The sequence below is a fragment of the Streptomyces sp. NPDC046122 genome, from assembly GCF_056429965.1.
The window spans coordinates 1-17500 of sequence record NZ_JBWKLQ010000011.1; the positions used below are offsets into that span (position 1 = coordinate 1).

The window sequence follows — 17500 nt, forward strand, 5'->3', positions numbered from 1 at the left end:
TTCGGTATTTCGTGTTTCCGACTCTATCAGACGCTTTCGTGTCCGACTTCCTCGGCGCTTTCCAGTTCTTCGCTTTCGCGTTTCCCTTTCCGGCGATTCCGACTCTACCAGTCCTTTTCCGTCCCCCCGACCAGCGCACAGCGCGCATGCGGAGGCTCAGGTTGGGGATATGGTTTAGACCTGTCGGAAGCTGCCGACCGGCGACTCACAACGGAGTGCGTGCTGGTCTCAGGCAGGACTACGACAGTACATCGCTCCGGCAGACGAGGCAAACCGTTGCCGGTGCACCCCTAGGTCCGCCAAGCGCCCGCTCTCGGGCGGAACTGGGACTTCTCGTGTCTTACCCTTCTGAAAAGTACGCCGTCGTGGACATATGGCGACGGCGGCACACGATTCTCTCCACCCCTGGGAGGCCCTCATGACCAGCGTGACGTCCCCGCTCGCCGGACGCGCCATCGGACTCGCCGCAGTCCCTGACCCGGTGTTCTCCGGTGCGATGGTCGGTCCCGGTACCGCGATCGACCCCGTGCGTGAGCCGTCGGAGGCCGTCGCCCCCGTGGACGGCGTCATTGTCTCTCTGCACCCGCACGCGTTCGTCGTGGTGGACGCCGATGGGCACGGCGTGCTCACCCACCTGGGCATCGACACCGTGCAGCTCAACGGTGAAGGCTTCGAGCTGCTGGTGAACAAGGGCGATTCGGTGACGCGCGGCCAGTCGATCGTGCGCTGGAACCCGGCAGCCGTCGAGGAGGCCGGCAAGTCGCCCGTGTGTCCGATCGTGGCGCTCGAGGCCACCGCCGACTCCCTCGCCGGGCTGGTCGAGGACGGCGACGTGAAGGCCGGCGAGCCGCTGTTCAGCTGGCAGTGACGCGGCGCCGTAACGACGGCAACGGGTTCGACATCCATCGCGGGGGGACTGGACAGGGTCCCCGCCCGCATATATCGGAGACGGTGAAATGGAGACAACGCTGCGAGGCGTCGGCGTGAGCCATGGTGTGGCGATCGGCGAGGTGCGGCACATGGGCACGGCGGTTCTGGAGCCGCCGGCCAAGCAGATTCCGGCGGACGAGGCGGAGCGCGAACAGGGGCGCGCCCGTCAGGCCGTGGAAGCTGTGGCGGCCGACCTGATTGCGCGCGGCAACCTGGCGGGCGGCGAGGCACAGCACGTGCTCGAGGCGCAGGCCATGATGGCGCAGGACCCAGAGCTGATGGCCGATGTGGACCGCCGCATCGCCGTCGGCAGCACGGCCGAGCGCGGGGTGTACGACGCCTTCGCCGCCTACCGGGCTCTGCTGGCCAACGCCGGTGAGTACCTGGCGGGACGGGTCGCCGATCTGGACGACGTGCGGAATCGTATCGTCGCGCGGCTGCTGGGCGTTCCGATGCCCGGTGTGCCGGACAGTGACGAGCCGTACGTGCTGATCGCGCGGGATCTCGCGCCCGCCGACACGGCGCTGCTGGACCCCACGCTGGTGCTCGGGTTCGTGACCGAGGAGGGCGGACCGACCAGCCACAGCGCGATCCTGGCTCGGGCGCTGGGTGTGCCCGCCGTGGTGGCTCTGCCGGGCGCCGGCGAGCTGGCCGAGGGCACGGTCGTCGCGGTAGACGGCAGCACGGGCGAGATTTTCGTCGAGCCCACCGCCGAGAAGCGTGCGGAGCTGGAGGCCGCTGCCGCCGCGCGCAGGGCGGCGCTTTCGGCCTCGACGGGTCCCGGGGCCACGTCCGACGGCCACAAGGTGCCGCTGCTCGCCAACATCGGTGGTCCCGCCGATGTGCCGGCGGCGGTCGAGGCGGGCGCCGAGGGTGTCGGTCTGTTCCGTACGGAGTTCCTGTTCCTCGACGACAGCCAGCAGGCTCCGTCCGAGGAAAAGCAGGTCGAGGCGTACCGGGCGGTGCTGGAGGCGTTCCCCGAGGGCCGTGTGGTCGTGCGGGTGCTGGACGCGGGCGCCGACAAGCCGCTCGACTTCCTGACGCCGGCCGAGGAGCCGAACCCGGCGCTCGGTGTGCGGGGGCTGCGTTCGCTGCTCGACCACCCGGACGTGCTGCGGACGCAGCTGACCGCGCTGGCGAAGGCTGCCGAGGGCCTGCCGGTGTACCTCGAGGTCATGGCGCCGATGGTCGCGGACCGTACGGACGCCAAGGCGTTCGCCGACGCGTGCCGTGCGGCCGGGCTGCGGGCGAAGTTCGGCGCGATGGTGGAGATCCCGTCCGCCGCGCTGCGGGCGCGCTCGGTGTTGCAGGAGGTCGAGTTCCTCTCACTGGGGACGAACGATCTGGCGCAGTACACGTTCGCGGCGGACCGGCAGGTCGGTGCGGTGTCGCGGCTGCAGGACCCGTGGCAGCCCGCGCTGCTCGACCTGGTGGCGGCGTCGGCCGACGCCGCCAGGGCCGAGGGCAAGAGCTGTGGCGTGTGTGGTGAGGCTGCGGCGGATCCGCTGCTCGCGTGCGTACTGACGGGTCTGGGTGTCACCTCCCTCTCAATGGGCGCCAAGGCCATTCCCTATGTCCGCGCGACGCTGGCGAAGCACACGCTCGCCCAGTGCGAGCGGGCGGCCGCGGCGGCACGTGCCACGGATACCGCCGACGAGGCGCGGGCAGCCGCGCAGGCGGTGCTGTCCGGCGAGTGACCGCCGGTCGTGATCCGAGGGGCTTCCGGCCGGTGGGCCGGGAGCCCCTCGGGCGTCTCAGTGGTGCGGGTCCGGCTCTTCGATGTCGAAGCCGGGGCAGTACTCGACGCCGGGCTCCGGTGACACGGGCTCCCCGGTGTCGGCGTCGGTGCAGTAGGCGCTGAAGACCTCGCCCGCGCTGAGCGCGACCAGCCGGCCGTGTTGCAGGCGCCAGCCGTGGAGCCGGTCCGGGGCACCGGGCTCGGTGGTCCGCAGCACCACTCCCCCGGGCCGTTCCACGGCGATGCCGGCGGCGAGGACCGTGACGAACTCGGCGGCCTCCGCCTCGGGCAACTGGACGGGTTCGTTCGCGGTGCGCTCCACGTGGAGGACGGCGAGCAGTTGTTCCTCCTCGGCCGGGACGCTGCAGACGAGGTGGTGGCTGCCGGGGCCGGCCTGTTCGAGCAACCGTGTGACCAGGCGTTGGGCCCGGCGGAGGGATTCGCGGCCGATGTCCTCGCCGCACTCGGCGCAGTCGCCCAGACGGGCCAGGAGCAGGGTCGCGTACTCCCAGGTCGCCTGGCGGACCGCCTCGTTGACGAGCAGGGGCACGATGGCGTCGAGGGGCTGTCCGGTGTACGGGACGGAGGCGCCGCCGGCGGCGACTTCCGCGGTGAAGCGGGTGCGGCTCTCCACTGTGTCGGGGTCGATGCCGGTCGCGCGGCAGTACTCCAGGAAGTCCTCGGGGTCGAAGAGCGCGACTGTGGTGTGCACGCCCTGGGCGGCGAGGGCCCGCAGCAGCCCGTCCACTTCCTGGAGGTAGGCCCTGTGGTCGTCGAAGGCGAAGGTGGCGTACCCCCTCATGGCCGCGAAGTCGTGCTCGTCGGCCAGCAGGCCGACGGTGCTGGGCACTTCGCGGCGGAGCGTACGCCGCATCGTCCTGCTTTTGTGGTGCTTCGTGGACTTGGTGCGCGCCATGATTCCCCCTGAGCGCAGTCGGTCAATGCTCACTCACCGTAACCGAGTGCACTGACAACGGGACTCTGCGTGAACCGGGCGTGCTCTCGTCAGCGGCGGGCGCGGGCCAAGGTCTCGTAGAAGTGGAGCAGGTCCAAGTTGTCGACCGAGCCGGGATTGACCGCCTTGGCGAGCGGTGTGCCCTGGAGGAGACGTTTCACGGGGACCTCGATGCGCTTGCCGGTGAGGGTGTGCGGGACGCCCGGCACCTCGATGATCTCGTCGGGGACGTGCCTCGGTGAGAGCTCGGTCCGGATGGCCTGCTTGATGCGGGTGCGCAGGGCGTCGTCGAGCGAGGCGCCCGCCGCGAGGTGGACGAAGAGCGGCATCCAGTAGCCGCCGTCCGGCTCTTCGAGGCCGATGACCAGCGATTCCTTGATCTCCGGCAGTCGCTCGACGACCTCGTAGATGTCGGCCGAGCCCATCCGGACGCCCTGGCGGTTGAGCGTGGAGTCGGAGCGGCCGTGGATGACCACGGAGCCGTGGTCGGTGATCGTGATCCAGTCGCCGTGCCGCCAGACACCGGGATACGTGTCGAAGTAGCTGTCGTGGTAGCGGCTGCCGTCGGGGTCGTTCCAGAAGTGGACCGGCATGGACGGCATGGGGTTGGTGACAACCAGTTCGCCGACCTCGCCGGTCAGCGGCTTGCCCTGGGGGTCCCACGCCTGGAGGTCGGTGCCGAGGCAGGCGGCCTGGAGTTCCCCGATGTGGACGGGGAGCGTCGGCACGGCGCCGGCGAAACAGCTGCACACGTCCGTGCCGCCGCTCACGGACGCGATCCACAGATCGGACGCGACCTCGTCGTGGAGCCAGCGGAAACCGTCGGGCGGGAGCGGCGATCCGGTGGTGGCGACGCACGTGACCGCGGAGAGGTCGTAGTCGCGAGCGGGGTGGACGTCCGCTTTGGCGCAGGCCATGACGTAGGCGGCGGAGGTGCCGAACAGGGTCGCCCCGGTGAGTTCGGCGACGCGCCACTGTGCGTCCGTCGCGGGATAGCCGGGGCTGCCGTCGTACAGGACGACGGTGGTGCCGGTGAGGAGGCCGGAGACGAGGAAGTTCCACATCATCCAACCGGTGGAGGTGAACCAGAAGAAGCGGTCCTCGGGGCCGAGGTCGCAGTGGAGGCCGATCTGCTTGAAGTGTTCCAGGAGGATGCCGCCCTGGGACTGCACGATGGCCTTCGGGAGACCGGTGGTGCCGGAGGAGTACAGGACCCACAGGGGGTGCTCGAAGGGCACCTGCTCGAAGACCGGTTCCGTGTCGGCGGAGGTGAGGGCGGACCAGTCGAGGGTGCCTTCGGGGGCTTCGGTGCCGAGCAGCGGGATGTGGACGACGGCGCGCAGGGTGGGCAGCTCGCGGCGGAGTTCGGCGACGGTGTCCGTACGGTCGTGCTGCTTGCCGCCGTAGCGGTAGCCGTCCACGGCGAAGAGGACGACGGGCTCGACCTGCTGGAAGCGGTCGAGGACGCTGCGCGCGCCGAAGTCGGGGGCGCAGGAGGTCCAGACTCCGCCGACGGCGGCGGTGGCGAGCAGGGCGACGGTGGCCTGGGGAATGTTGGGGAGGTAGCCGCTGACGCGGTCCCCCGGGCGTACGCCGAGGGCGCGCAGCCCGGCGGCGAGCGAGCCCACCTGGCGGCGCAGTTCCGACCAGCTCACCGGGGTGGGTTCGTGGGTCTCGTCGACGTACAGGAGGGCCGGGTCGTCCGCGCGGGACGGGTCCTCGGCCGTGCGCAGGGCGTGTTCCGCGTAGTTGAGGGCGGCTCCCGGGAACCACCGGGCGCCGGGCATGGAACGGTCGGCGAGGACTGTTTCGTACGGCGTGGAGAAGCGCACGTCGAACCAGTCGGCGACGGCCTTCCAGAAGGTGTCGAGCTCCTCGACCGACCAGCGGTGCAGCGCCGCGTACCCGCCGTCGGCGGGCGCACCGTACCGCTCGGCCGCCCAGCTCTGGAAGCGGGTGACGGCGGCGGCTGCGATGCGGTCCGCGTCCGGCTGCCAGAGGGGCGCGGTGTTCGCTGCTGAGGTCATGGGGCGGCTCCCGGGCTGTACGCGTGGTGTGCGTGTATGGCGCGCACGTGCGAAGGGTGTGCGCACGAGGCGGCTGAAAGGGACGATGCCATGTGATCGTCCCGGGCACCAGGGCGGGGCCCCCACAGCCGGGGGTGCTGTCATGTGCGCGCACCACGGGTGAACGGCAGTTGAACGCCGCCCGGGCGCGTCCGGCCGGGTGGCAGGGTGTGCCGCATGAACGGTCGTGACCTGGTGCGCTCGGTGAAACTCGTCGGCATGGTGCGGGGGCTGCGCTTCGCACCCCGGGCGTGGCGGCGTCGTACGGACGCCTGGGAGCGGCGACGCGGGGCGGAGCGGGCTCGGGTGCCCGGGGCCGTGACAGCGGTGGAGCCGCAGCCGGGGGGCGGGGTGATGCGGTTCGCCCGTTCCGAGCTGCGGGTGATGGTCGCGGCGGGCGGTGCGGTGTTCTGGGGCTGGGACGGCGCGGGCCCGGAGCCGTCGTACGCGCTCGCCGGGGCGTGTCCCGAGCCGGACCCGAGGGCGGAGCTGGAGCCGGACAAGGACGGCGGCTGGCAGGTGGTGTCCGAACGGCTCACGATCGCCGTGTCCCGGAACGGTGCGGTCGAGGTCCGTACGCCGGGGGGCGCTGTGCTGCGCCGGGACCTGCCGCCGCGCTGGTGGGAGCCGGCCGACGGGGGGCCGGCGCGCTGGCTGCAGAGGGGCGAGGTGCCGGCGGACGCGCGGTTCTTCGGTCTCGGCGGACAGCCTTCGGGGCTTCGGCTGCGGGACGGCACCTATCCCCTGGGGAGGGCCGGTCTCGGCGCGGCCTCCGCGCCGGGGGAAGAGGCGCGCCTCCCGGCCGTGCCGGTGCACGTCGTCGTCTCCGACGCCGGCACGCATCTCGTCTTCCACGACAACACGTGGGAGGGGCGGATGACATTGCGGGAGGGCGAGGAGGGCGCCGGGTCCGGGCACGACCGGCCGGGCACGAGTGAGCTGCGGATGGCGGGAGGGCCGGTGCGCTGCTGGGTGGTCGCGGGGACGCCCGCTCGTGTGCTGCGGGGCTGGACCGCGCTCACGGGGGCGCCGGTGCTCCCACCGTCCTGGGCGCTGGGGGTGCAGCACGTGTGGCAGGCGGGTGGCGGCGCGGGAGAGGCGCGGGAAACCGTCGCGGGCTGCGGGGAACGGGGAGCGGCGCCGTCCGCGCTGCACGTGGACGCGGGAACGGGCAGTGGTGCGGGCGCGGGCGACGGATTGGCGGGGCTCCTGGCCGGTCTCGGGGAGTCGGGGGTGCGGCTGGTGTCGGTGGTTCGTCCCGGCGGCGGAGGTGCTGATCCCGGGAACGGCTTGTACGACGGTCGCGCGACTACAGATGTCTTGGTGCGGGGCGCACCCGGGAAGGGGCCGCGCGAGGTTGTGCGTTCGGGAACAGCCGCGGCCTCGGCTTCCACTGGTGCACGCGCGCGTGCTGGGCGGGGAACGCCGTACAAGGAGCCTCTTGCCGAGGGCTTCGCCGGTGTGTGGCTCGCGACGCATCACCTGGAGGACCGGAAGGACGATCAACCGGAGGCCGACGGGGTCGACCCCCTGGACGTGGTGCGGGCCCATTACGAGGCGCTGGGTGACGGGCGTTCCCAGGAACGGCCGTTTCTCTTCTCGAGTGCGCGCTGGGCCGGTGCGCAGAGGTACGGCGGGACGTACGTGGGGGATGTGTCCGCGGGCTGGCCGGGGCTGCGTGCCTCGTTGTCGCTGGCGCTCGGTCTCGGGTTGTGCGGAGTCCCGTACTCGGGAACGGATGTGGACGGGTCGAGCGGTACGCCCTCGTCCGAGCTGTTTCTGCGCCGGCTTCAGCTGGACGCACATCTGCCGGTGTTCCGTACGCGCTCTCCGGTTCCGTCGGAACGCGGTGAGCCGTGGTCGTCGGGGGCGCCGTGGGACTTCGGTCCGCAGGTGCTTGAGCACGCGAAGTCCGCGCTGGCCGGACGGGAGAGGCTGCGGCCCTATTTCGTGACGCTGTCTCATCTGGCCCGCCTCACGGGTGCGCCCTATGTGCGTCCCCTGTGGTGGGCCGCCCCCGGCGACCGGGCGTTGCGGGACTGTGAGGACGCGTTCCTGCTCGGGGACTGCCTGCTGGTCGCACCCGTACTGGAGCCCGGCGCGGACCGCAGGACGGTGCGCCTGCCGCGCGGACGGTGGTACGACACCGCGACCGGCAAGGGTTACGAAGGTCAGAGCCGCGTACTGCTGGAGGCGCCCCTGTCCCGCATCCCCGTGCTCGCCCGGGCGGGCGCGGTGGTGCCCGTGTGCGACGAGGACGGCGGGACGGCGCTCGAGGTGTGGGCACCGGCCACCGGACGTACGGGAGGCGGCCTGCTCATCCGGGACACGGGCGACAGCCGGGGACGGGCGGAGATGGAACGGTTCTCGACGCGGGTGAGCGACGGCCGGGTCGTGGTGGAGCGGAAGGGCGGCGGGGACGTAGGGCTGCCGGTGCGCGTGCGGGGCTGCTGAGGAGAGGTACCGGGCTACCTCCGGCGGTGCGGGGGACGCGGGCGACGCAAGCGGGCGGGATGACGTTCCCGGGAACGGTCAGTTCGTACGGCCGTAGCTTCCCGTGAACCATCGGCGTACTGCCTCGGTGTGCAGCGGAAAGGCCAGTTCCGCGGGCTCCCGCAGCAGGTGCCAGCCGGTCGTCTCGTCGGTCGGAACGGAGGGCGGCAGGTCGGCGGGCGCGCGTGCTGGGAGCAGCCCGAACAGGAGCAGATGCCCGGCCGGGGAACTCAGCGCGTCGGCGAGGCGCACGTCTTCCTCCGCCGCCTCGATGCCCGTCTCCTCGTTCAGCTCCCGCACGACCGCGTGCCGCCAGTCCTCGCCGTGGTCGATGAAGCCGCCGGGCAGCGCCGTGCGGCCGGCCTGCGGTGGGACGGCCCGGGTGATGACCACGAGACCGCTGCCGGCGTCCTGTGCGCCCCGGACGGGCAGGAGGGCGACAGCGACGGGCAGGGGGTTGCGGTACGCCGTGTCGCCGCACACGGGGCAGGTGCGGGGCCAGTGGGCGGCCGGTCGGTACGGCGCTCCGCAGCTGGAGCAGTGGGAGTCCCTGACAGGCTTCTTCGTGGGTGCGGACACGCGCGGACTGTATCCGATCGGCCTTCCCTGAGGCGTGGTTGACCTGATAGACGGGGCGCATGTCCCGTCTCGCGTCAGCTCTGCGCGCTCTGGCCACCGCCGCCGTCACCCTGCTCGCCGTCACCGCCGCCTCCCCCACGGCGCAGGCGCGGCCCGAACCCAAGGCGCCCGGGGAGTTCGTGTCCCTGCGGTCCGTGGACCCGACGATCCTCCAGGAGATGCGCTACACCACCGCGCACAACTTCCTGGGCGCACGCGTGGACGGCTACCGTCAGCCGGCCTGCATCCTCACCAGGCCCGCCGCCGACGCCCTGCACGAGGCGCAGAGGAAGCTGCTCCGGCTCGGCCACTCCCTCAAGGTGTACGACTGCTACCGACCGCAGCGGGCCGTCGACCACTTCGTACGGTGGGCCGAGGACCTCGACGACGAGGCGATGAAGTCGGAGTTCTATCCGCAGGTCGACAAGTCGCTTCTGTTCGCGGCCGGTTACATCGCGGAGAAGTCGGGCCACAGCCGGGGCAGCACGGTCGACCTGACCGTCGTGAAGCTTCCCGCGCGAGCCACCAGGCCCTACGTTCCAGGTGAGCGGCTCGTCCCCTGCCACGCGCCCCAGGCTGACCGGTTCCCTGACAACTCCATCGACATGGGGACCGGATTCGACTGCTTCGACACGCTGTCCCACACCGAGGACCCGCGTATCCAGGGCGCACAGCGGGCCAATCGGCAGCTGCTCAAGGGAGTGCTCGGCGCGGTCGGTTTCGTGAACCTGCCGGAGGAGTGGTGGCACTTCACGTACAAGCCGGAGCCGTTCCCGGACACGTACTTCGACTTCCCCGTCGCCCGCCGGTCGGTCGCCGGACACTGACGCGTACTTCCGGTGGTCGCGAGGGGGACGGGCGGCCGGGACCACCCCCGTGGGTCCCGGCCGCCCGTCCCCGTCTCCCCTACGGACGCGGTACGGCCGTATCCGGTTCTCCGCCGAGCCATTACCGTGCGGGTATGGAGCAGCGGACTTTTGAGTCGTACGAAGAGTTCTGGCCCTACTACGTCGCGATGCACTCCAGGGCGGCGACCCGGTGGGTGCACCTCACGGGCACGCTCACCGGCCTCGCGGTCAGCGTGTACGGCGTGGCGCGCGGCCGGAAGCGGTACGCCGCCGCACTCCCGCTCATCGGGTACGGCGCCGCCTGGCCGGCGCACTTCCTCATCGAGAAGAACAACCCGGCCACGTTCGGGCATCCGGCGTGGTCGTTGCGCGGCGATGTACAGATGATCCGGACGATGCTGGCGGGCCGCGACCGCGAGCTCGCGGAGACCGCCGCCAAGTGGCTCGCGGAGAACCGCTGACTCCGGTTCGTCCGTAGCTGCCCCGGACGGCGGTTGCTGTCCATGACCTTGACGCCCCCTCACCACCGGTGAACACTTCCCGTTGTCAGTCGGCGTCGCCGTACGACGGCTCCCGGGAGCGCGCGCACCTCTGCTCCCTGGTCCCCCCTGTCGCTGGTCAGGGGCCTCCCCCACGGGCGATCGCGCCGGCTCGGCACGAGCTCGTACCGGACGCCGGGCGGGGACGGGACACCCTGCCTCCGGCTCATCAGCCATGGGAAACGCACCCTGCACTTCAGAACCGGGGCCCCGGCCCCGGGCGAGGGCCTAGGAGCCGCCATGAGCAACGGGGACGTCTTCGCCGGTGAGGTCATCGGCACCGCCATACTGATCCTCTTCGGCGCCGGTGTGTGCGCCGCGGTCACCCTCAACCACTCGAAGGCGAAAGCCTCGGGGTGGATCGTCATCGCCTTCGGCTGGGGCATGGCCGTGCTGGCCGGGGCGTACACCGCGGCCCCACTGTCCGGAGGGCATCTCAACCCGGCGGTGACCGTCGGCATCGCCGTCGACACCGGCGAGTGGGGCCAGGTCTGGGTGTACGTCCTCGGACAGATCGTGGGGGCGATGCTCGGGGCCGTTCTGGCGTATCTCGTGTACTACGCCCAGTTCGCGGCCAACAAGGACGAGGGAACGGCGCTCCCGACGCTGGGGATCTTCTCGACCGTTCCGGAGATCCGCAGCCCCGTCGCCAACCTCGTCACGGAGATCATCGCGACGGTCGGTCTGGTCCTCCCGGTCCTGGCGTTCGGGCTGACGAAGGGGCTGGGTGAGTCGGGGACCCAGGTGCTGATCGTGGCCCTGCTGGTCGTCGGCATCGGTCTCTCGCTCGGCGGCCCCACCGGGTACGCGATCAACCCCGCGCGCGACCTGGGTCCCCGTATCGTCCACGCCGCGCTGCCCATCCCGAACAAGGGGACGTCCGACTGGGGTTACGCGTGGGTGCCGGTGGCGGGACCGCTGATCGGCGGGGCCCTGTCGGGGCTGATCTACAACGCGGCCTTCTGAGCGCACTGCACGTACCACCGGGCACCGGGCACCGAGCACTGAGCACTGAGCACTGAAGAGGGGCCTACGAGCACCGGGCACAGGCCGTTTCGGCCGGAGCATCGAGCACGGACGCTTTCAGCGGAGTTCGGACGAGAGGACGTCATGACGGAACGAGCCGCGCAAGCCGAGAAGTACGTCGCCGCCATCGACCAGGGCACCACCTCCAGCCGCTGCATCATCTTCGATCACAGCGGTGCCGTCGTCGCCATGGACCAGCGCGAGCACCGCCAGATCTTCCCGAAGCCGGGCTGGGTGGAGCACGACGCGGCCGAGATCTGGTCCAAGGTGCAGGCCGTGGTCGCGGGAGCGCTCGCGAAGGCCGGACTGCGGGCCGGGCAGCTCAGCGCGCTGGGAATCACCAACCAGCGCGAGACGACGGTGCTGTGGGACCGGGCGACGGGCAAGCCGGTGCACAACGCGATCGTCTGGCAGGACACGCGGACCGCCGCCCTCTGCAACGAGCTGGGCGGCGCGGACGGCCCCGACCGCTTCCGGGAGGCGACCGGCCTGCCGCTCGCCAGCTACTTCTCCGGCCCCAAGGCGGCCTGGCTGCTGGACAACGTCCCCGGCCTGCGGACGCGCGCCGAGCGGGGCGAGATCGCCTTCGGGACCATCGACTCGTGGCTGATCTGGAACCTCACCGGCGGCACGGACGGCGGCGTGCACGTCACCGACGTGACGAACGCGGGGCGGACCATGCTGATGGATCTGCGGACGCTCCAGTGGGATGCGGGGATCCTCTCCGCGATGAACATTCCGCAGGCCGTGCTGCCCGAGATCAGGTCGTCGGCGGAGGTGTACGGGACGGCGGTCGGGCAGCTCTCGGGCGTGCCGGTGGCCTCGGCGCTGGGTGACCAGCAGGCGGCTGTGTTCGGACAGGCCTGCTACGACGTGGGAACGGCGAAGAACACGTACGGGACGGGCAGTTTCCTCCTGCTCAACACCGGTAACAGGCCGGTGGCCTCGAAGAGCGGGCTGCTCACCACCATGGGCTACAGGATCGGCGGCGAGGCGCCGGTGTACTGCCTGGAGGGCTCGATCGCGATCACCGGCGCGCTGGTCCAGTGGTTCAGGGACCAACTCGGGATCATCCGTTCCGCGGACGAGATCGAGACGCTCGCGGGAAGCGTCGAAGACAACGGCGGGGCGTACATCGTGCCGGCGTTCTCGGGGCTCTACGCGCCCTACTGGCGCTCCGACGCCCGCGGCGTGGTCACCGGCCTCACGCGGTACGTCACCAAGGCGCATCTGGCACGGGCGGTCCTGGAGGCGACCAGCTGGCAGACGCGGGAAGTCGTCGACGCGATGCACCAGGACTCGGGGGTGGCCATTACCACGCTCAAGGTGGACGGCGGCATGACGAAGAACAACCTGCTGATGCAGCACCAGGCCGACGTCCTGGGCGTTCCCGTCATCCGGCCGAGGGTCTCCGAGACGACCTGTCTGGGCGCGGCGTACGCCGCCGGGCTGGCGACCGGCGTGTGGTCGGACCTGGACGAGTTGTCGCACTGGCAGCGGGACGTCGAGTGGACGCCGCGCATGGAGGCGCCGGAGCGCGATCGGGAGTTTCACAACTGGCGCAAGGCCGTGGAGCGGAGCTTCGGGTGGGACGAGGAGGGCGGCCAGGGCTGAGCGCGGCGGGCCGCGGGACCCCATGAACGCGGTCAGTACCCCTGTCGGTGGGGGTACTGACCGCTCGGGTTCCGGAGCCGGGCGTACGGATGGCCGCGCGGGCGTACGGAACGCTCACGTGACGGCGGGCGTACGGGCCTCTGCGGGGGCCGCCGTCCGGCGTCGGTCCGCGGAGCGGGCCAGAGCGTGCTCGACCACCGCGACGAGCACCGCCTTGACGGCCTCGCGGTCCCGCGCGTCGCACAGCAGCAGGGGCACGCCCTCGTCCAGATCGAGGGCGGCCCGTACCGTCTCCGGCGGGTACCGGTCGGCGCCTTCGAAGCAGTTGACGGCGACGGCGAAGGGGATGCCCCGGCGCTCGAAGTAGTCGATGCCGGCGAAGCAGTCCTCCAGGCGACGGGTGTCGGCCAGTACGACCGCTCCCAGAGCCCCCTGCGCCAGCTCGTCCCACAGGAACCAGAAGCGGTCCTGGCCGGGCGTGCCGAAGAGGTAGAGCACCAGGTCCTCGCGGAGTGTGATCCGCCCGAAGTCCATGGCGACGGTGGTGGTGCTCTTGCCCTCGACACCCTCGATGTCGTCGACGGGGCGCCCCGCCTCGGTGAGCGCCTCCTCGGTGCGCAGCGGTCGGATCTCGCTGACCGCGCCCACCAGGGTGGTCTTGCCCACCCCGAAGCCACCCGCGACGAGAATCTTGAGCGTCACCGGTTCGATCAGTCGCTTCTTGCGGCTAGAGCGCCCGAAGACCATTGATTACCTCGCGAAGGATGCTCTCGTCCGGCAGCTCGGCCGGAGGTACGGGACGGGTCACGTGTACCAGCTCGTCCTCGACGAGGTCGCCGACGAGCACTCTGACCACCCCCACGGGGAGGTCGAGGCCCGCCGCGAGCTCGGCGATCGACTGCGGCGTCTCATTGCACAGTTCCACGATCTCGACATGCTCGGGAGCGAGCGTCTGGTCGCGCCCGGGATCGTCCGCGGCCGGTTCGGGGACGACCAGCGCGATCAGGTCGAGCCGGTGCCGGCTCGCACTGCTCGTACGGCCGCGCGTCATCGCGTACGGGCGCACCACGGGGCCCGCGTCGTCGTCGAACCAGTGCGGTGATCCCTGCTGGCCTGCTGCGCTCATCTCAGCCCACTCACCCTCCGGCGGCCGGACCGGAGCGGGGCGCGGTCTTCAGGTGGGCGCCGACCCGCTTGACCATCAGCGTCATCTCGTACGCCACCTGTCCGACATCGGAGTCGGAGTCGGAGAGCACCGCGAGGCAGCTGCCGTCGCCGGCGGCCGTGACGAACAGGAAGGCGTCGTCCAGTTCGACGACGGTCTGCCGGACGCGGCCCGCGTCGAAGTGCCGGCCGACCCCCTTGGCGAGGCTGTGGAAGCCGGAGGCGACGGCGGCGAGGTGTTCGCCGTCCTCGCGCGTCAGGTCCCCGGAGGAGCCCGTGGGGAGCCCGTCACTGGAGAGCACCAGGGCCTTGCGGATGCTGCCCACGCGGTCGACGAGCTCGTCGAGGAGCCAGTTGAGCTCCCCCGAGCCCCGGCCGGTGGTGTCGTGTGCTGTGGCGTACGGTGCGGTCATCGACCGTCCCTCTCTGGTCTGGTTCCTGGTGCTGTGCCGCCGGGGCCCGGCTCGTCCTCGGCGTTCTGCCGCCGGCCGCGCTGCCAGCCGCGCTGGAGCGATGCCATGCGGCTGCGTGCCTGCTCCGCCTCGCGCTGGGCGTCCTGCTCGGTGGCCGGTACGTCGTCGACGGGTTCGGGGCGGCCGGCGGAGGTCTCGCGCAGTTGCGGGGCGAGGTTGGCCTGGCGGACGCGGCGGGGCAGTCCGCCGAGCGGGAGGTTCTCGGCCTCGCCCGCGGCAGCCGACCCCCGGGCGGGAGGTGCGGTGTGCGGCGCTTGGGACGACATGGTGGGGGCGGTGGGTATCCGACCGCGGCCCGCGACCCGGCGGCCGTTGTCGGCGACGAGCGTCGGGGTGGTACGGCGGGGCAGCGGAACCGGGCCGCCGGGGCGCACGCTCTCGCCGTTCCCGGGAACGTGGTCGGACGCCTGCTGGTGCTGCTCTCCGGTGGCTTCCCGCGACCGTTCCCGGGAACGCTCGCGCGATCGCTCCCGGGAACGGTCGCGGGCCCTGAAGAGCCCGCCCCGCTCGCTCTCGGTGTCACCGATGTCGGCGATGTCGGAGACGCCGTCGAGGGAGGCCTCTTCGAGGCCCAGCGCGCCGAGCGGCGGTTCGAGTTCGACGGGGCCGTCCAGGACGGCCTGAGCGGCGAGTTCGGCAGGTAGCCGGGAGAGCGTCGTCAGGGACCTCCGGCGGCCTTCCTGCTCCCCCTGTCCCTCGACGCGGTCGCCGGCGGAGTGCTTGCGGTCGAGCCGGAAGCCGGTGCCGTTGGTTTCGGGCGCGTCCGTGAGCAGAGCGGCCGGTATGAAGACGACGGCGGTGGTCCCGCCGTACGGCGACTGCTGGAGCGAGACGCGCACGTTCTGGCGCTGGGCGAGCCGGCTGACGACGAACAGGCCGAGCCGGTCGGTGTCCGACAGTTCGAACTCCGGGGTCTCCGCGAGCCGCAGATTGGCGTCGAGGAGGGCTTCGGGCGTCATACCGAGGCCGCGGTCGTGGATTTCGAGGGTGAAGCCGTTGGCGACCCGCTCCCCGAGCACCTGCACAGCGGTGTGCGGGGGCGAGAACACCGTGGCGTTCTCCAGGAGTTCGGCGATCAGGTGGGTGAGGTCGGCGACCGCCGGACCGCCCACGCCGATGCGCGGCAGGCGGCGTACCTCGATGCGCTCGTAGTCCTCGACCTCGGCGACCGCGGCCCGTACGACGTCCATGAGCTGGACGGGCTTGCGCCACTGCCGGGAAGGGGCGGCCCCGGAGAGGATGACCAGGCCCTCCGCGTGGCGGCGCATGCGCGTGGTCATGTGGTCGAGGCGGAACAGGTCGGCGAGTTCGTCGGTGTCCTCGGTACGGCGTTCCATGGTGTCGAGGAGCGTCAGCTGGCGGTGGAGCAGGACCTGGTTGCGGCGGGCGAGGTTGACGAAGACCTCGGAGACGCCGCGGCGCATGTCGGCCTGCTTGACGGCCGATTCGACGGCCGCGCGCTGCAGGGTGTTGAGGGCCTGGCCGACCTGGCCGATCTCGTTCCGCTCGTATTCGAGGCGGGGCGCCTCCGTCTCGACGTCGACCACCTCGCCGGCGGCGAGTCTGCGCATGACGCTGGGCAGGCGGACGCCGGATATCTCGTGGGCCTCCTTGCGGAGTCGCGAGAGGTCGCGGATGAGGCTGCGGCCGATCCGTACGGACAGGAAGAGCGAGACGATCAGGGCGAGGAAGCCGAGCACTCCGGCGGCGCCCGCCTTCACGAGGACGGCGAGGGCCACGGGTTCGACGCGGTCCTGGTAGCGGTCGCCCGCCTCCCTGCCCTCGCGGGCGAGGTGGTCGAGCACGCCGGCCGCGGCCTCGTTCCAGCTCTTAGTGGTGACGGCGCGCGGGTCGTCGGTGGCGCCCGCGGTGATGAGGCGCTCCTCGGCGGCGCGCAGCGGCTCGGTGACCGGGCTCTCCCAGTACCCCGCGAAGGCCTCGCGCTCGGAGGCGGGGAGGATTTCGAGGTTGACGTCGTACAGCAGCTGGCGGTTCGCCGCGAGGGAGGAGATGGTGCGGAGTTCGAGGGAGTCGAACTGGCCGGCGACGAGGCCGGACGAGACGAGCGCGTCCTCGCGGGAGAGCATCTCGCGGGCGCGGGTGATGCCGACGAGAGCGCGCCCCTGCTTGTCCATCTCCACGTCCTCGAGGGCGTGGAGGGCGGTGAGGAAGGAGTAGCAGGGGTCGATGAGGCGGTTGTAGCGGTCGAGGGCCTGGCGCCGGGTGATGGTGCTGCTCTCGACGGAGCCGCGCAGCATCTCCAGCCCGTCGAACGCTTCGAGGAGGGAGGCCAGTCGCTTCGCCGCCGGGGGACGCAGGTCGTCGCGTACGCCGGGGTCCTGTGCGCGGGCCTTGATCTTCGCGACGGCCTCGTCGGTGGCGGCACGCTCGCGGCGCAGGGTGGCGAGGGCGTCGGAGGCGCGCGGGTCGGCCAGGTAGATCAGCGTCTGCCTGCGCTCCCGCTGGATGACCCCGACCGTGTCGTCGATGGGATAGCCCACCCGTTCGACGATGTAGGCGACGTCCAGCAGCTGGTCGGCCTCGCGGCCGGTGATGACGGTGGCGAATCCCCACAGCGAGGTGAGGGACACGAGCGGCACCAGCAGCAACGCCACGATCTTCCGGCGGATGGACTTCCCGCGAAAGCGCATGGCCTCCCCCAGCTCGACCCCCGTTGGCCGGAGGTAGGTGTTCCGTCAATAAACGGCGTGAGCCTACTACTGCCACTCGCACAACTCGAAGGCACGTCCGGGCGATTTTCAGCCGTACCGTGTGACGTTGATCATGAGTTGTCATGGAATCACGGGAGTTGGCGGGTGCCCGTGCGGCAAGGGACACCTGCGTCACAGCTGCCGGCCCGAGCGAGACGGATGGCTGGAATTCTCCGTTCTCCCGGGAATCTTCACAGCGAGCCATTCGTCCTGCTGTACGGGGGAAGCGGACCGGATGAGGCCCTTGGTGTCACATCCGCACCGCGGGAGACGGCGTAAAGGGGCGCAAGGCGGGCAGCCACTGGTGAAGGCGTGTGTTCCACGC

The 17500-nt window shown here is 71.3% G+C and carries 14 protein-coding genes; 7 read left to right on the plus strand and 7 right to left on the minus strand.

What is annotated here, in order from left to right; all coding sequences use genetic code 11:
• Positions 1–418 precede the first annotated feature (418 nt).
• Both AC07FK_RS24885 and ptsP read left to right on the plus strand, forming a co-directional pair.
• Entirely contained in the window at positions 419–868 is a 450-nt protein-coding gene (locus AC07FK_RS24885) for a PTS sugar transporter subunit IIA (RefSeq protein WP_479107157.1), read from the plus strand.
• A gap of 88 nt (positions 869–956) precedes the next feature.
• Positions 957–2627 (plus strand): phosphoenolpyruvate--protein phosphotransferase, encoded by a 1671-nt coding sequence (gene ptsP, locus AC07FK_RS24890; protein WP_479107158.1) that lies wholly within the window; start codon positions 957–959, stop codon positions 2625–2627.
• 57 nt (positions 2628–2684) lie between these two features.
• Here the strand turns inward: ptsP and AC07FK_RS24895 are convergent, their stop codons facing one another.
• Positions 2685–3584, minus strand: a complete 900-nt coding sequence (locus AC07FK_RS24895) for a hypothetical protein (RefSeq protein WP_479107160.1) — start codon at positions 3582–3584, stop codon at positions 2685–2687.
• A gap of 89 nt (positions 3585–3673) precedes the next feature.
• Positions 3674–5650: an acetoacetate--CoA ligase gene (locus tag AC07FK_RS24900; RefSeq protein WP_479107161.1), complete on the minus strand. Its 1977-nt coding sequence runs from the start codon at positions 5648–5650 to the stop codon at positions 3674–3676.
• A 216-nt stretch (positions 5651–5866) separates the two neighbouring features.
• Here AC07FK_RS24900 and AC07FK_RS24905 point away from each other — a divergent pair, with 216 nt between their 5' ends.
• Complete coding sequence (locus AC07FK_RS24905) at positions 5867–8143, plus strand: TIM-barrel domain-containing protein (RefSeq protein WP_479107162.1); 2277 nt, start codon at positions 5867–5869, stop codon at positions 8141–8143.
• A gap of 78 nt (positions 8144–8221) precedes the next feature.
• On the opposite strand, the gene AC07FK_RS24910 is transcribed toward AC07FK_RS24905, so the two are convergent.
• Positions 8222–8761 carry an NUDIX domain-containing protein gene (locus tag AC07FK_RS24910; protein ID WP_479107163.1) on the minus strand — a complete coding sequence of 180 codons (540 nt, stop codon included), beginning with the start codon at positions 8759–8761 and terminating at the stop codon, positions 8222–8224.
• A 59-nt stretch (positions 8762–8820) separates the two neighbouring features.
• Between AC07FK_RS24910 and AC07FK_RS24915 the strand changes: the two genes are divergently transcribed.
• From AC07FK_RS24915 to glpK, 4 genes are all read left to right on the plus strand, one after another.
• Entirely contained in the window at positions 8821–9627 is an 807-nt protein-coding gene (locus AC07FK_RS24915) for a M15 family metallopeptidase (protein WP_479107164.1), read from the plus strand.
• Between the two features lie 134 nt (positions 9628–9761).
• Positions 9762–10109 carry an Mpo1-like protein gene (locus AC07FK_RS24920; protein ID WP_479107165.1) on the plus strand — a complete coding sequence of 116 codons (348 nt, stop codon included), beginning with the start codon at positions 9762–9764 and terminating at the stop codon, positions 10107–10109.
• 318 nt (positions 10110–10427) lie between these two features.
• Positions 10428–11153: an MIP/aquaporin family protein gene (locus AC07FK_RS24925; protein ID WP_479107167.1), complete on the plus strand. Its 726-nt coding sequence runs from the start codon at positions 10428–10430 to the stop codon at positions 11151–11153.
• 144 nt (positions 11154–11297) lie between these two features.
• Positions 11298–12827, plus strand: coding sequence for a glycerol kinase GlpK (gene glpK / locus AC07FK_RS24930; RefSeq protein WP_479107169.1), 1530 nt, complete (start codon positions 11298–11300; stop codon positions 12825–12827).
• A gap of 114 nt (positions 12828–12941) precedes the next feature.
• Here glpK and AC07FK_RS24935 read toward each other — a convergent pair whose 3' ends face one another.
• Genes AC07FK_RS24935 through AC07FK_RS24950 form a run of 4 tightly spaced genes read right to left on the minus strand, consistent with a single transcriptional unit; the run spans position 12942 to position 17115 of the window.
• Positions 12942–13574, minus strand: coding sequence for a GTP-binding protein (locus AC07FK_RS24935; RefSeq protein ID WP_479107171.1), 633 nt, complete (start codon positions 13572–13574; stop codon positions 12942–12944).
• Entirely contained in the window at positions 13555–13953 is a 399-nt protein-coding gene (locus tag AC07FK_RS24940) for a DUF742 domain-containing protein (RefSeq protein WP_479107172.1), read from the minus strand. Before AC07FK_RS24940 ends, AC07FK_RS24935 begins: the two co-directional genes overlap by 20 nt.
• Positions 13954–13963: 10 nt before the next feature.
• Positions 13964–14404, minus strand: coding sequence for a roadblock/LC7 domain-containing protein (locus AC07FK_RS24945; protein ID WP_479107173.1), 441 nt, complete (start codon positions 14402–14404; stop codon positions 13964–13966).
• Positions 14401–17115 carry a sensor histidine kinase gene (locus AC07FK_RS24950; RefSeq protein WP_479107174.1) on the minus strand — a complete coding sequence of 905 codons (2715 nt, stop codon included), beginning with the start codon at positions 17113–17115 and terminating at the stop codon, positions 14401–14403. Before AC07FK_RS24950 ends, AC07FK_RS24945 begins: the two co-directional genes overlap by 4 nt.
• Between the last annotated feature and the right edge of the window lie 385 nt (positions 17116–17500).

Bases quoted from the DNA above. Each gene is read 5' to 3' on its own strand.
- AC07FK_RS24885 (WP_479107157.1), top strand. From the start codon at position 419: ATGACCAGCGTGACGTCCCCGCTCGCCGGACGCGCCATCGGACTCGCC.
- ptsP (WP_479107158.1), top strand. From the start codon at position 957: ATGGAGACAACGCTGCGAGGCGTCGGCGTGAGCCATGGTGTGGCGATC.
- AC07FK_RS24895 (WP_479107160.1), bottom strand. From the start codon at position 3,584: ATGGCGCGCACCAAGTCCACGAAGCACCACAAAAGCAGGACGATGCGG.
- AC07FK_RS24900 (WP_479107161.1), bottom strand. From the start codon at position 5,650: ATGACCTCAGCAGCGAACACCGCGCCCCTCTGGCAGCCGGACGCGGAC.
- AC07FK_RS24905 (WP_479107162.1), top strand. From the start codon at position 5,867: ATGAACGGTCGTGACCTGGTGCGCTCGGTGAAACTCGTCGGCATGGTG.
- AC07FK_RS24915 (WP_479107164.1), top strand. From the start codon at position 8,821: ATGTCCCGTCTCGCGTCAGCTCTGCGCGCTCTGGCCACCGCCGCCGTC.
- AC07FK_RS24920 (WP_479107165.1), top strand. From the start codon at position 9,762: ATGGAGCAGCGGACTTTTGAGTCGTACGAAGAGTTCTGGCCCTACTAC.
- AC07FK_RS24925 (WP_479107167.1), top strand. From the start codon at position 10,428: ATGAGCAACGGGGACGTCTTCGCCGGTGAGGTCATCGGCACCGCCATA.
- glpK (WP_479107169.1), top strand. From the start codon at position 11,298: ATGACGGAACGAGCCGCGCAAGCCGAGAAGTACGTCGCCGCCATCGAC.
- AC07FK_RS24935 (WP_479107171.1), bottom strand. From the start codon at position 13,574: ATGGTCTTCGGGCGCTCTAGCCGCAAGAAGCGACTGATCGAACCGGTG.
- AC07FK_RS24940 (WP_479107172.1), bottom strand. From the start codon at position 13,953: ATGAGCGCAGCAGGCCAGCAGGGATCACCGCACTGGTTCGACGACGAC.
- AC07FK_RS24945 (WP_479107173.1), bottom strand. From the start codon at position 14,404: ATGACCGCACCGTACGCCACAGCACACGACACCACCGGCCGGGGCTCG.
- AC07FK_RS24950 (WP_479107174.1), bottom strand. From the start codon at position 17,115: ATGCGCTTTCGCGGGAAGTCCATCCGCCGGAAGATCGTGGCGTTGCTG.